Genomic DNA, 12130 nt, shown 5'->3' on the forward strand with positions numbered 1-12130 from the left:
AAATCCCGGAAATCACCCCGACTTTCACCCGGAGTGCCCGTCGAGCACCGGCAGTTCGCGCGGTGAGCCGGGGTTCGCCACCGCTACACGCCGCGTCGGTCCCGGCTCGGCGCGTCGACGGCGAAAGGCCCCGACCGGATGGTCGGGGCCTTTCGGTGATCGGAGAACTATGCGGACGCCGGCACGGCTTCCTTGTCGCCCGGCCGCTCGTCCTTCGTCTCCGTCGCTTCGTTCTCGGCGGTGGGCACCGGCGCGGCGCCCTGCGCGTAGTAGAAGTGCGGGCGGCGGTGTCCGAGGAAGGAACCGCACCACGACAGGACCGCGATATAGCGGTTGCGGAAGCCGACCAGGTAGACGAGGTGGACGGCGAGCCACAGGACCCACGCGATGAAGCCGGTGAGTTCGATCTTCCCGACCCGCGTGATGGCGCGGAATCGGTTGATGATCGCCATGCTGCCCTTGTCCTTGTACTGGAACGGGGTGCCCATCGCGACCTTGCCGATGATCATCTTCGCCACGTGGCGGCCACCTTGCATTGCGAACGGCGACTGCGCCGGCAGGTTGTCGAGAGTGACCATGTCGCCGATCGCGAAGATGTCGTCGCTGCGGCCGACGGTGAAGTCCGGGTCGACGAGCAGGCGTCCGCCGCGGACCGTCTCGCAGCCGGTGCGCTCGGCGAGCACGTCGGCGAAGTCGTTGGCCTGGATACCGGCCGACCAGATGATGGTCTCCGCGGTGAGGCGGCGGGTCTCCTCGGTCGTGGGCGTGGTGAGCGTGGCCCCGTGCTCGTCGATGTCGGTGACCATCGTCCCGAGAACGACGTCGACGCCGCTCTTCTCGAGCGATTCCTTGGAGTACTCGCTGAGCTTGCCGCCGAACGGGGGCAGCACCTTGTCGGCGCCCTCGACGAGCGTGACGGTGACGTCCTCCGCGCGGATGTTGCCGATGGACTCGGCGAAGTAGCGCTGCGCCAGCTCCTTGATCTGTCCCGCGAGCTCGACTCCCGTCGGGCCGGCGCCCACGACGATGAAGCTGAGCAGATTCTTCCGACGTTCCGGATCGGTGGTGACGTGTGCTTCCTCGAAGCACCGCACGATCTGACGGCGAAGCCGCTCCGCGTCCTCGACCGTCTTCAGCGCGTACGTCAGGTCGGCGAACTCGTCGCGTCCGAAGTACGCCTGACGCGCGCCGGTCGCGGCGACGAGGTACTTGTAGCCGAGGCGCAGACGCTGACCGCCGGCTTCGTAGACGACCGTGTTCTCTTCGGGCAGGACATCGACGACCCGGCCCAGACGGACGTCGGCCTGGGGGTACTCGGCGAGGATCGCACGCACGGAAGGAGCGATCTCACCGGGCGAGAGAACCCCGGTGGCGACCTGGTAGAGCAGCGGCTGGAACAGGTGCTCGGTGGTCTCCGAGATCAGTACGAAAGGCGTGCCGGCCTTGGCGAGCTTCTTGGCGGTGGCCAATGCTCCGAAGCCGGAGCCGACGATGACCACGTCCGTCCGATCGATCCGGGTCGCTGTGTCCGCACCGTCCATGCTGTCGTAAACCTCCGCGTGCTGGTGTCATCTCCGTTGATGTATGACTCCCAACGTAGGTACGAAGGACCCTTGTTATCCACTAACCTGGGATATTCGAAAAACTGTTATCTGTTCTGCTCATAAATACAGGTGGCCTGTCCTCGGGAGGAGCCATGGATTTCCGTCAGCTGCGCTACTTCTTCGCCGTCGGTGAGGAGGGCAGCTTCTCTCGTGCCGCCCAGCGTTGTTTCATCTCGCAGTCGGCGATCAGCCATCAGATCGCGAAGCTCGAACACGAACTCGGCGCCACCCTGTTCGACCGCACCACTCGTTCGGTCGAGCTCACCCCCGCCGGCCGGCGCCTGATGCCGATCGCCGCCGAGGTGCTCGGCCTCGAAGCGAAGGCCCTCGAGGTCGGCCGCGAGCCGCGGGAGAGCATCCGGATCACCGCGAACATGAGCTTCGCATCGCAGAGTCTCGACGCGATCTCCAGCGTCCGGGAACGTCATCCCCAGATCGACGTGGAGTTCGTCATCAAGGACTTCACCGACCGCGTCAATGCGGTCGCGTCCGGGGAAGCCGACCTCGCGCTGATCCGCGGCGACGTCGACCGGCCGGGTCTGGAAGCGGTGCGCCTCGGCATCGAGGAACTCGTGATCGTCACGTCGAGCGAGCACCCGCTGTCGGCGTTCTCGACCGTCGACCTCGGCGATCTCGCCCACTATCCGTTGCTGCTGCCGCCGCGGGCCAACCAGGTGCTGTTGCACCGTGTCGTGGAGGACGCTTTCGTGGAGGTCGGACGCCGCGTGCGTCTCGGACCCCCGATCGCCCGCGACCACACGGCGACGCTCGAGGTGCTCACCAATCCGCGGGCGTGGACCGTGCTCTACGCCGGGACGGCGGCCGGCACCCCTCGCAAGGGGCTGAAGTTCATGCGCGAGATCCACCATCGGCTGCAGGTGCCGGTGTGCGGGGTGGTGCAGAGGAACGCGAACCCGAACCCCGAACTCGAATTCCTCATGCGGGCGCTCGCGCATTCGATCGTGCCGCCCACCGACAGCGCGCCGTGACCCGATCCTCCCCACGGCCCGGAGGAATCGGAGAGTCCGCCCCCTACAGCGTGGTGGCAACCTGCCACGCCGAGTGCATTGCGCCTTCGATGTAATCGACCGAACCGGCGTCACCGACGACCCGGACGTCGATGCCCGAGCCGGTCAGTTCCTCCGCCAGAGGAGCGGCCGCCGACACCCCCGTGGCAACGATCACCATCGATGCCCGCACCGAATGCGTTTCTCCGCCTGCGACGAACTCGACGGTCCTGCGGGTGATGCGCTTCAGGGCGGCATTGCGGTGGATGTCGACGCCGACGTCGCGGGCATGTTTGACCGCCGTCCACCGGCGCGGCATCGCCATGGGCACACCGAGCTGACCGCCCTCGGCGACAAGGGTCACGCGGCTGCCGCGCTCGGCGAGGAACTCGGCCAGCTCGAGGCCCACGAGAGAACCGCCGACCACGACGACGTTGCGGGTCATCGGCAGGAACTTGAGGAACTTGGTGCTCAGGAACCGGATCCTGTCCGGGCTCTTCGTGATCCCCAGCGCACCCCCGAGCCGCCCCATCACGCGCAGCAGAGGGGACTGGCCGGAGACGTCACCGGATCCGGTCATGAGAGCGCGCATGGTATCGCCGGTGTGTACGTGCGGGAGATTGCCGCCCGGGACGTCGGGCCGGTCGCGGACGGCGCCGGTCGCGACGACGACGACGTCGGGCGAGAGCGCCCGGACGGTCGCGGCGGTGGCGGTGGTGCCGAGCCGGACGTCGACGCCGAGGCGGGCGACCTCACTCTTCAACCAGTTCAGCAGCCGTTCGTTGTCGGGGGTGGTCAGCGTGGAGAACCACAGGGTGCCACCGAGCCGGTCGGTCTTCTCGAGCACGGTGACCCGGTGCCCGCGTTCGGCGGCGATGCGCGCGGACTCGAGACCGCCGGGGCCGGATCCGACGACCACGACATGCTTGCGGGTCTCCGTTTTCGGGAACGGCAGCAGGGTCTCGTTACCGAGCGCCGGATTGACGGCGCACAACGGGGTGTCGTCCCAGAAATTCTCCTGGACGCACACGTAGCAGTTGATGCAGGGGCGAATCCGCTCGGGCGTACCGGCTTCGAGCTTGTTCACCACTTCCGGATCGGCCAGGAGCTGACGACCCATCGCGACGAAGTCCGTGCGTCCTTCGGCGATCATCTTCTCTCCGACCTCGGGGAGCATACGGCCGACGGTGATGATCGGGACCGACACCGCGCGCTTGATCACGGCAGCGTTGTCGGTGTAGAAACCGACCTTGTTCGGCAGCGGGCCGTCGGTGAAGTTCGCGAACGCGTTGAGCGCCGTACCCGTCACATGGATGGCGTCGGCACCGGCCTGTTCGAGCAATACCGCTGCGGCAGCTGCCTCGTCGGGTGCCATGCCGTCCGATTCGCCGTACTCCTGCCCGGCCAGACGGACGATCACCGCGAGGCTGTCCCCGACCTCGTCCTTGACGGCGCGCACGACCTCACAGGCGAGTCGTGCCCGGTTCTCGAGCGAGCCGCCGTATTCGTCGGTGCGCTGGTTCGAGTAGCGGCTGAGGAACCCGCCGAGCACATAGTTGTGAGCACAGTGGATCTCCACCGCGTCACCGCCTGCCGCCTTCACCCGGGCGGCCGCCTCGGCGAACATCCTGACGAGCCACGCCAGATCCTCGTGGGTGGCTTCGTGATAGGTCGACGTCTTGCCCCCTTGGATGGCGGCCATCTTCTTCAGTTCCGCCGGGGTGCAGTCGATCATGGCGCTCATGTCGCTCGGCGGCCGGGGCTGCGAGGGAACCAGCATAGGGCGGTCTTCGAGCGTGTCGATCCGCGCGACCCTGCCGTGATGGGTCATCTGGACACACAGCTTGCTTCCGGCCGCGTGGACGGCGTCGGCGAGGGCCGCGAGACCGGGAATGAATCGGTCCTCGGACAGGCCGGGTTCCTTCTCGCTGGCGCAGCCGAGCGGATAGGCGACCGCGCAGCAGCCGGTGATGATCATGCCGGTACCACCGGCGGCGCGCGCGGCGAAGTGGTCGATGTCGGGCTGGTGGATCTCACCGTCCTCGCACAGGTTCATGTCCATCGCCGCGAGCACCACTCGGTTGTCGAGGGTGATCGGGCCGATGGTGCCGGCGGAGAGGAGGTGGGAATAGGACCGGGTGTCGTTCATAAGGAAAGCAGCTCCTGGAAATAGCCGAGAGAGATCTCTCGAATGGCATGAGAATGTGTTGTGCAGCAGGTCTATACGCGATGGGCGTTCCTCGGAAGTGTGTTTCGGCGCGCATCCCGGCGGGGTCGGACGAGAGCCTGCAGGGCGGCACCGTAGCGGTCGACGATGTCGTCGATGGGCGCGGCGAGCAGCCACGGGCTTTCCACGACGTACAGGGCAGTCATCAACCCCGCGAGCTGTGCCGCCAGCAGATGAGCGCGCAACTCGGCGTCGTCGCCGTCGAGACGCGGCGCCAAGGGGGTGATGATCATCTGTTCGATGGCGTCCTGCAGGTGCTCGCGGACGGCGGGGCGGTCCGACGCGCGTACGAGTGCGGCGTAGACGGCACCGGATTCGTCGGTCTGCCGGGCGCGGGTGCGCCGGACGACGAAGTCGACCAGCGCCCTGCCCAATCCGTCGAGTGGCCCCCCGATGACCTCGAGGAACGCGCCGGACATCGTCATCGTCCGCACGAACAACTTTTCCTTGGATCCGAAATAGCGAATGACCAGCGCGGGATCGACACCGGCGTGGCGCGCGATATCCCGGACGCCGGTGGCGGCGAAGCCCTGCTCGGTGAACAATTCCTCGGCCGCTTTCTCCACGGCAGCACGGTTGTGGGCGGTACCGGTACGGGCACCCTGCTCGATTTCGCCAGACATCCTCGTCCTCACCTGTAGTTCCGCCAGTTCAGTCAACGGCGTTGACGAGACCATGTCAACAGTGTTGACCGTCTCACCGTCACAGAAACCGGGCTCACCGATGAAGGTCCACGTCGCATCCGGCGTGAGCACGATGACCGTCCTCGTACGCACCTACGGATGCACCCGTCGCCGACCGGACTCGGACCGTTCGGCCGGCCCTCGTGCAAGGATGCGAGGAGCAGTAGTCGACGAGGCCGCAGGAGGCGCTCATGGAGCACACCGAATCGTCGTTCACCGGCGGCGGGGCGATCCCGATCGTGTACGACGTGTGGTCGCCGGAGGCCCCTACGGGCGTGCTGATCCTCAGCCACGGACTGGGCGAGCACGCCCGTCGCTACGACCACGTCGTCGAACGGCTCACCGACCTCGGCCTGGTCGTGTATTCGCCCGACCACCGCGGTCACGGACGGTCGGGCGGCAAGCGTGTACACGCACGCGAGATGCGCGAGTTCACCGAGGATCTCGACACCCTGATCGACCTTGCGCTCCACGAGCATCCCGGACTGCCGGTGTTCATGCTCGGGCACTCCATGGGGGGTGCCATCGCACTCGCCTACGCGCTCGACCATCAGGACAGGCTCACCGCGCTCCTGTTGTCCGGACCGGCCGTGATCGTCACGTCGGGAACACCGAAGCCGGTCGTGGAGATCGGGAAGCTGATCGGACGTTTCCTGCCCGGTGTGCCGGTGCAGAAACTCGACAGCACGGCGGTGTCGCGCGATCCCGCCGTGGTCGCGGCGTACGACGCCGATCCGCTCGTGCACCACGGTCTCGTGCCCGCTGGGCTCGCGCGAGTGCTGGTGCTCAACGAGCAGAGCCTCGAGCAGCGCCTTCCGAGCCTGACCCTGCCGTTGCTCGTCATGCACGGCACCGAGGACACCCTCGCCGATCCGGCCGGGGCGCAACTCATCGCCGACCGTGCCGGTTCGGAGGATCTGACGCTGAAGTTGTACGACGGGTTGTTCCACGAAATATTCAACGAACCGGAGAAGGACCGCGTGCTCGACGACCTGACGGCCTGGTTGAAGGCCCGGCTCGCCGGCCGATAGGAGAACTCGTGCCGACACGCATGCCGGTCGCCTTCCTCGGCCACGGCAGTCCGCTCAACGCGCTCGAATCGAACCGCTACACGCAGGCATGGGCGGCATTCGGACGTTCCGTTCCGACTCCCCGCGCGATCCTGGCGATCTCCGCGCACTGGTACATCAACGCCACTGCTGTGACGTCGATGCGATCGCCCCGCACGATCCACGATTTCTTCGGGTTCCCGCAAGACCTGTTCGACGTGGAGTATCCGGCTCCGGGTGCTCCGGAACTGGCGGAGGAGATCGCCGATCTCGTGCACCCGACGTGGGTGGGCGCCGACGTCGATTCGTGGGGCCTCGACCACGGCACCTGGTCGGTGCTCACCCATGCTTTCCCGAATGCGGACATCCCGGTGGTGCAGCTCGGCCTCAATGCCTACAAACCGCTCGACTATCACGTCGACCTCGGCGCTCGCCTCGCCGCATTGCGCGACCGCGGGGTGTTGATCGTCGCGAGCGGCAACGTCGTCCACAACCTCGGCGCGTTGGATCCGCAGCGACCGGGGGCGGGATTCGACTGGGCGCATCGATTCGACGAGGACGTCCTCACCGTCCTTCACGACCGTCCCGGAGATGCGGCTGCGCTGCACGAGCACGCCGACTATCGCAAGGCCGTGCCCACCCCGGACCATTTCCTGCCGCTGCTGTACGTCGCGGGTCTCACCGCCGAGGCCGGGGACCAGCCGGCCACTCTCGTCGACGGGGTCGAATACGGATCGTTGTCGATGACCTCGTACGCCCTCGGAACGGACTGCCCGTCCGCCGACGGTGACGGGCACGGGGCCGGATTACCCGAGACCCCGGAGCCATCCGACACCAACCTGTGAGCGGTCAGGCAGCGTCGTCCACTGCCACGATCACGCGCCGTGCGAACCGGGTACTGAGCCCGATCAGCTCCATGGCCTCGGGAATCGCGCGGGCCAGGACCGGCCACGCGTGGATCTGCCCGCGCCACAGATGTGTCTCCACCGACCGACCTGCCGACGCGAGATGCTCGGTCATGATCTCCACGTCCGGCCTGGTCAGCTCGTATTCGGCCGCGCACATGAACATCGGGGGGAACAGCGCGGGATCGGCGTCGACGGGGTTCATCTCGCCCTCGATCGCTTCTTCTCCGGCGAACCAGCGCGGACGGATCTTCCCGAGGGCCTTGATGGGTAGGTAGGCGTCCCTCGCCATGTACTTCGGATCGTGCCTGTCGAGATCGAGGTTGAGCAGCGGCGAGTAACCGATCACCGCTGCCGGTCGCTGGATGCCGCGACGCGCGGCGAGCTCGGCGACCTTCGCCGCGAGATAACCACCGGCCGAATCGCCCCCGACGACGATGCGGGTGGGGTCGTCGGCCACCTCGAGCAGTGCGGTGTACGCGTTCATCGCGTCCTGCACCGAACCTGCGATCGGCACCGCGGGCACCTGCCGGTAATCCATCGAGTACACCGGTGCGCCGGAGTCCAGGGCCAGTTGCACGCACAGCTGACGGTGGGTGGACGGGCCGCAGAAGATGAAACCGCCGCCGTGGAAGTAGAGGATGGTGGCGTCCTCGAGCGGGTCGTCGACCGGCTTCGGGGAGATGATCCGCTCACCGGGCACTCCACCGAGTTCGGTCTGCGTGACGTGCACGGCACGCGGGGTGGGCGTGATCCTGTCGACCACCCACGACAGCCGGCCGAGCACGGCGATTCCGAAGTCGTTGCTCGGCCAGAGGCTCAGGATCGGCTTGAAGAGGATCCGGACCACCCACAGGAGGATCAGCGCGACCCTACTGCTGCGGTCGTGCCAGGTCACCGCATCGGTACGCATGTGCACACACTATGTGACCGATACGGTTCGGGCATCGAGAGTTCCGACACCCGCGAGTCCCGGCAGGGATACCGGTCACCCGATCCGCAGCAGCGGCACGAGCAGTTCCTCGTCGGTCAACGCCCCGTGCTGCCCGGGCAGGTTGGACATGACCTGCTCCCCGTCGCTGCGGATCACCGTCGATTCGCCTCGTCCGACGGCCACGATGTCGCCGATCCGCCTGGCCAGCGACGGATCGGGATCGGATCCGAACAGGCACGCCGCGAACGCGTCGTCGCGGGTGCCGACCCACGCGTGGTCGCCGAGTTCGTTGCGCCAGCGTTCGAGGACCCGGCCGACGTGGTCGGTATAGATGTGGCGACATCGCGGCTCGCCGGCAATGACGGTGACGTCCTCACCCAGACCCGGTGTGTGGTCGAAGTCGATGCGACGGCCGCGGGAGGCGTCGACCATGCCGTGGTCGGCGGTGACGAGCAGACGGGTGCCGTCCGGCAGCGCCCCGGCGAGCTGTTCGACGAAACGGTCGACCACCGTGAGCTGCGCGAGCCACGCTGCGGATTCCGGCCCGTAGACGTGCCCGAGCGTGTCGACCTCCCCGATGTAGCAATAGACGAGACTGCGGCCGCCCGTGCGCACCGCGGCGGCGACCTGGGCGAGCAGATCGCCGTAGGCGGAGACTCCGACGAAGTTGCCGCCGCGCAGCACGGCCCGGGTGAGACCGCTCCCTTCGAAGGCCTTCGGCACGACGGTCGTGACGGTCAGCCCGGCCTCGCGGCCGCGTTCGAACACCGTCCGGTGGGGCTGCACGGTCTCCGGAACGAGGTCGTCGCGCTGGTCGATCGCGGTTCCGGCGAGGGTCCAGCGCAGCCAGTTCACCGGAGCTTCGATCTCGTCGACATACGACTGGTAGCCGGTGATGCCGTGGAGACCGGACGGCAGCCCGGTCCCGAGGGAAGCGAGGCTGACCGCTGTGGTCGTGGGGAAACCGGCACGCATCGGGCTCCCCGGCGCCTGTGTCAGGTACGGGGCTGCTTTCGTGTTGCGCTGCAGCAGTTCCCATCCCATTCCGTCGACGAGCAGGACGACGGTGTGGTCGGCCGGGGCCAGGTCGAGTCGATTGCTCTCACCGGCGACCCCCGCCGACGAGAGCACCGAGGGCATCAGGTCGGCGAGGGTCGGCTCGGCGTAGACGTCGCGCAGGGGCAGGCTCATATTCCGAGTATGAGCCACGGCCGTGCGCGCGGGTGTCACTTGATGTCGGACCCGTGCTTCGTCAGCGGCATGATCTCGATGTTCATGTAGGGGAACAGCGGCAGGTTCCACAGGATCTCGTGCAGCTCGTCCGCCGACTCGACGTCGAAGATCGAGATGTTGCTGTACTGGCCGACGATCCGCCAGATCTCGCGCCACTTGCCCTGGCGCTGCAGATCCTGACTGTAGGCCTTCTCCTTGGCGACGGTCTCGGCGCGCACGTCGGGGTCGAGATCACGGGGGATGTCGACATCCATCCGAACGTGGAACAGTGCCATGATATTTCTCCTTCTTCTGTTCTGGCGAAAATGCGGATCAGGAGCGCGCGTACTTCTTCACGACGTCCATGTCGAGGTCGACGCCGAGACCCGGCCCCTCGGGCAGGTGCACCTGACCCTCGGAGTAGTCGAGCGGCTTCTGCAGAAGTTCGACGGCGAACAGCTGCGGACCGAACAGTTCGGTGCCGTAGTCGATCCCCGGTTCGGCGCAGGCGAAGTGGATGGACGCCGCGGTGCCGATGGGTCCTTCGATGGAGGTCGCGCCGTGGCAGCGCAGACCTGCCGCCTTCGCGACGGCGACGACCTGCTTGCTGCGCTGCAGCCCACCGCACTTGGTGGTCTTGAGGGCGACGACATCGGCGGCGCCCAGCTTGGCCACTTCGTACGCGTCGTGCGGAGTCTGTACGGATTCGTCGGCCATCACGGGCGCCGAGACGCGGCGGTTGATCTCGGCGAGAACATCGAGTTGGTCTGCGGGAGTCGGCTGTTCGATGAGCTCGACACCACCGTCGACGAGTTGCGGGACGTGGCGCAACGCGGTGAAGCGGTCCCAGCGGGCATTGACGTCGATGCTGAATCCGACCTCGCCGCCGAACGCTTCCACGATCTTGACGACGCGGCCGGTGTCGACCGCCGGGTCGAGCGCACCCATCTTGAGCTTGAAGGAGAAGTTCAGGCGCTGCTCGCGCTTGTGTGTGACCTCTTCGACGATCTCCTCGAGTGGAGCCGCGCCGAGCGCCCAGCGCACGTCGACGCCGGTGCGGAAAGCACCGCCGAGCAGCGACGCGACCGGCACACCCAGTGCACGACCCCAGGCGTCGTGCATCGCGACGTCCACGGCGGCCTTCGCGAAACGCGCGTTGGCGACGATGCGCTCGATATCGACCATGACGCCGCTGATTTCGTCGACGCCGCGCCCGATGATGTAGGGACCGATATAGCGGTCGACGATCTGCTGCATCGTCTCGACCGACTCGCCGCCCCACCACGGTCCGCCCGGCACGACGCCCTCACCGTAACCGGTGACGCCACTTTCGGTGGTCACCGCGACGAGCAGGATCGGCTGCGCCTCCGAGGTGGTGGTGGCGAACTTGTGGGGCCGGATCAACGGCACATCGATGATCGTCGTGGTGACGGATGCGATCTTCAGATCGGGATCGGACATCGGAATTGCTCACAATCGGGTCGGGGTGTGACAGGGGGTACGTCGCCGGTGTATTCAGCATGAATGCCGGTGCCCCAGAGGGACACCGGCATTCACGATGCGAACCGCGCTCTCGTTCGGATGTGATCAGGCCGCATCCGCGGTCCGGATCACGCTTCCGGGTCGAGCACGAAGTTGTAGGTCACCTCGGCGATGCCGTCGGCGTTGGGCTGCGGATCCAGGATGAGTTCGGGCTTGACGGCCGTCGCGACATCGTCCTCGACCCACTCGCCACCCTGGAAGTACAGCTGGGTGGTGATGGCGCGCTTGCCGGGAGCCTTCACCATCAGGTGCAGGTGGGCGGGGCGCCACGGGTGTCCGCCGTAGGACTTGATGAACCAGCCGGTCGGGCCGTCGGACGGGATCTGGTAGGGAGCCGGCTCGAGCGTGGTGATCTCGAAGTTGCCGTTCTCGTCCACCTCGACGGTGCCGCGCAGGTTCCACTCGGGGATGCCGGGGGCGAACTGCGAGTAGAAGCCCTCTTCGTCCGCGTGCCACAGCTCGACGGTGGCGCCGGGCAGACCGTTGCCCTCGAGGTCGGTGACCTGGCCCTTGAAGACCAGCGGCGGCGCGACCTTGTCCTTCTCGCGCATCGGCATGGTGCACTTCGACGGGAGCTTGGGGCTGTCCGGGACGTAGTAGGGGCCTTCGATGGAGCCCTTGGTGCCGGTGAAGCCCTTGCGGTTGTAGTGCACCTTCTCGATCTCGTGCTCGAGGAAGACGTCGAGCCACAGCGGCCACTCGCCGTATTCACCCACGTCGATGAGCCACTGCTTGAGCACGCGGTACTCGTCGTAGGTCACCTGGTGCTTGTCGACGATACCGGCGAGAGCGTCCAGCAGGTCCTTGTAGATCGCCGACGCGCGCTCGACCGAGGTGTCGGACGTGACCCGCTCGGACTTGAACTTGTCGGTCGCAGCGTTGCCGGACCCGTGGGCAGTGGGGTTCTCCATGGTGGTCATGGCTCTCCTCGTGAAGGACTGAACTATCGGGAAGTGTGGGGCCGGTG

11 protein-coding genes are annotated in these 12130 nt (G+C 66.8%); 3 read left to right on the forward strand and 8 right to left on the reverse strand.

Annotation, left to right across the window (positions count from 1 at the left end; all coding sequences use genetic code 11):
- Window positions 1–167: 167 nt before the first annotated feature.
- A complete protein-coding gene (locus tag PV766_RS12110; protein ID WP_064062462.1) occupies window positions 168–1541 on the reverse strand; it encodes an NAD(P)/FAD-dependent oxidoreductase in 1374 nt (457 codons plus the stop codon).
- A gap of 155 nt (window positions 1542–1696) precedes the next feature.
- Between PV766_RS12110 and PV766_RS12115 the strand changes: the two genes are divergently transcribed.
- Complete coding sequence (locus tag PV766_RS12115) at window positions 1697–2593, forward strand: LysR family transcriptional regulator (RefSeq protein ID WP_064062461.1); 897 nt, start codon at window positions 1697–1699, stop codon at window positions 2591–2593.
- Window positions 2594–2636: 43 nt separating this feature from the next.
- Here the strand turns inward: PV766_RS12115 and PV766_RS12120 are convergent, their stop codons facing one another.
- Both PV766_RS12120 and PV766_RS12125 read right to left on the reverse strand, forming a co-directional pair.
- The gene (locus PV766_RS12120; protein WP_421097084.1) at window positions 2637–4760 is read right to left on the reverse strand and encodes an FAD-dependent oxidoreductase; all 2124 of its coding nucleotides are present in this window, start codon (window positions 4758–4760) and stop codon (window positions 2637–2639) included.
- 71 nt (window positions 4761–4831) lie between these two features.
- Window positions 4832–5461: a TetR family transcriptional regulator gene (locus PV766_RS12125; RefSeq protein ID WP_421097085.1), complete on the reverse strand. Its 630-nt coding sequence runs from the start codon at window positions 5459–5461 to the stop codon at window positions 4832–4834.
- A 251-nt stretch (window positions 5462–5712) separates the two neighbouring features.
- Between PV766_RS12125 and PV766_RS12130 the strand changes: the two genes are divergently transcribed.
- Both PV766_RS12130 and ygiD read left to right on the forward strand, forming a co-directional pair.
- Complete coding sequence (locus PV766_RS12130; RefSeq protein WP_129975338.1) at window positions 5713–6552, forward strand: alpha/beta hydrolase; 840 nt, start codon at window positions 5713–5715, stop codon at window positions 6550–6552.
- A gap of 20 nt (window positions 6553–6572) precedes the next feature.
- Entirely contained in the window at window positions 6573–7415 is an 843-nt protein-coding gene (ygiD, locus tag PV766_RS12135; protein WP_421097107.1) for a 4,5-DOPA dioxygenase extradiol, read from the forward strand.
- 4 nt (window positions 7416–7419) lie between these two features.
- Here the strand turns inward: ygiD and PV766_RS12140 are convergent, their stop codons facing one another.
- The 5 genes from PV766_RS12140 to catA all read right to left on the reverse strand — a co-directional run bounded on the left by PV766_RS12140 (window position 7420) and on the right by catA (window position 12083).
- Window positions 7420–8388 carry an alpha/beta hydrolase gene (locus PV766_RS12140; protein ID WP_421097086.1) on the reverse strand — a complete coding sequence of 323 codons (969 nt, stop codon included), beginning with the start codon at window positions 8386–8388 and terminating at the stop codon, window positions 7420–7422.
- Between the two features lie 75 nt (window positions 8389–8463).
- Window positions 8464–9600: an alkaline phosphatase family protein gene (locus tag PV766_RS12145; protein ID WP_064062456.1), complete on the reverse strand. Its 1137-nt coding sequence runs from the start codon at window positions 9598–9600 to the stop codon at window positions 8464–8466.
- Between the two features lie 35 nt (window positions 9601–9635).
- The gene (catC, locus tag PV766_RS12150) at window positions 9636–9917 is read right to left on the reverse strand and encodes a muconolactone Delta-isomerase (RefSeq protein WP_064062455.1); all 282 of its coding nucleotides are present in this window, start codon (window positions 9915–9917) and stop codon (window positions 9636–9638) included.
- Between the two features lie 37 nt (window positions 9918–9954).
- A complete protein-coding gene (locus PV766_RS12155) occupies window positions 9955–11082 on the reverse strand; it encodes a muconate/chloromuconate family cycloisomerase (RefSeq protein ID WP_016934178.1) in 1128 nt (375 codons plus the stop codon).
- Window positions 11083–11231: 149 nt separating this feature from the next.
- The gene (catA, locus tag PV766_RS12160; protein ID WP_129975332.1) at window positions 11232–12083 is read right to left on the reverse strand and encodes a catechol 1,2-dioxygenase; all 852 of its coding nucleotides are present in this window, start codon (window positions 12081–12083) and stop codon (window positions 11232–11234) included.
- Window positions 12084–12130: the final 47 nt, after the last annotated feature.

It is taken from the genome of Rhodococcus sp. As11, from assembly GCF_048957735.1.
In the GTDB taxonomy this organism is placed as follows: Bacteria; Actinomycetota; Actinomycetes; order Mycobacteriales; family Mycobacteriaceae; genus Rhodococcus; species Rhodococcus gordoniae.

Excerpts from the sequence above, each read along its gene's own strand:
- PV766_RS12125 (WP_421097085.1), bottom strand. The coding sequence starts at position 5,461 with ATGTCTGGCGAAATCGAGCAGGGTGCCCGTACCGGTACCGCCCACAAC.
- PV766_RS12110 (WP_064062462.1), bottom strand. The coding sequence starts at position 1,541 with ATGGACGGTGCGGACACAGCGACCCGGATCGATCGGACGGACGTGGTC.
- PV766_RS12155 (WP_016934178.1), bottom strand. The coding sequence starts at position 11,082 with ATGTCCGATCCCGATCTGAAGATCGCATCCGTCACCACGACGATCATC.
- PV766_RS12140 (WP_421097086.1), bottom strand. The coding sequence starts at position 8,388 with ATGCGTACCGATGCGGTGACCTGGCACGACCGCAGCAGTAGGGTCGCG.
- PV766_RS12145 (WP_064062456.1), bottom strand. The coding sequence starts at position 9,600 with ATGAGCCTGCCCCTGCGCGACGTCTACGCCGAGCCGACCCTCGCCGAC.
- catC (WP_064062455.1), bottom strand. The coding sequence starts at position 9,917 with ATGGCACTGTTCCACGTTCGGATGGATGTCGACATCCCCCGTGATCTC.
- PV766_RS12115 (WP_064062461.1), top strand. The coding sequence starts at position 1,697 with ATGGATTTCCGTCAGCTGCGCTACTTCTTCGCCGTCGGTGAGGAGGGC.
- catA (WP_129975332.1), bottom strand. The coding sequence starts at position 12,083 with ATGACCACCATGGAGAACCCCACTGCCCACGGGTCCGGCAACGCTGCG.
- ygiD (WP_421097107.1), top strand. The coding sequence starts at position 6,573 with ATGCCGGTCGCCTTCCTCGGCCACGGCAGTCCGCTCAACGCGCTCGAA.
- PV766_RS12130 (WP_129975338.1), top strand. The coding sequence starts at position 5,713 with ATGGAGCACACCGAATCGTCGTTCACCGGCGGCGGGGCGATCCCGATC.
- PV766_RS12120 (WP_421097084.1), bottom strand. The coding sequence starts at position 4,760 with ATGAACGACACCCGGTCCTATTCCCACCTCCTCTCCGCCGGCACCATC.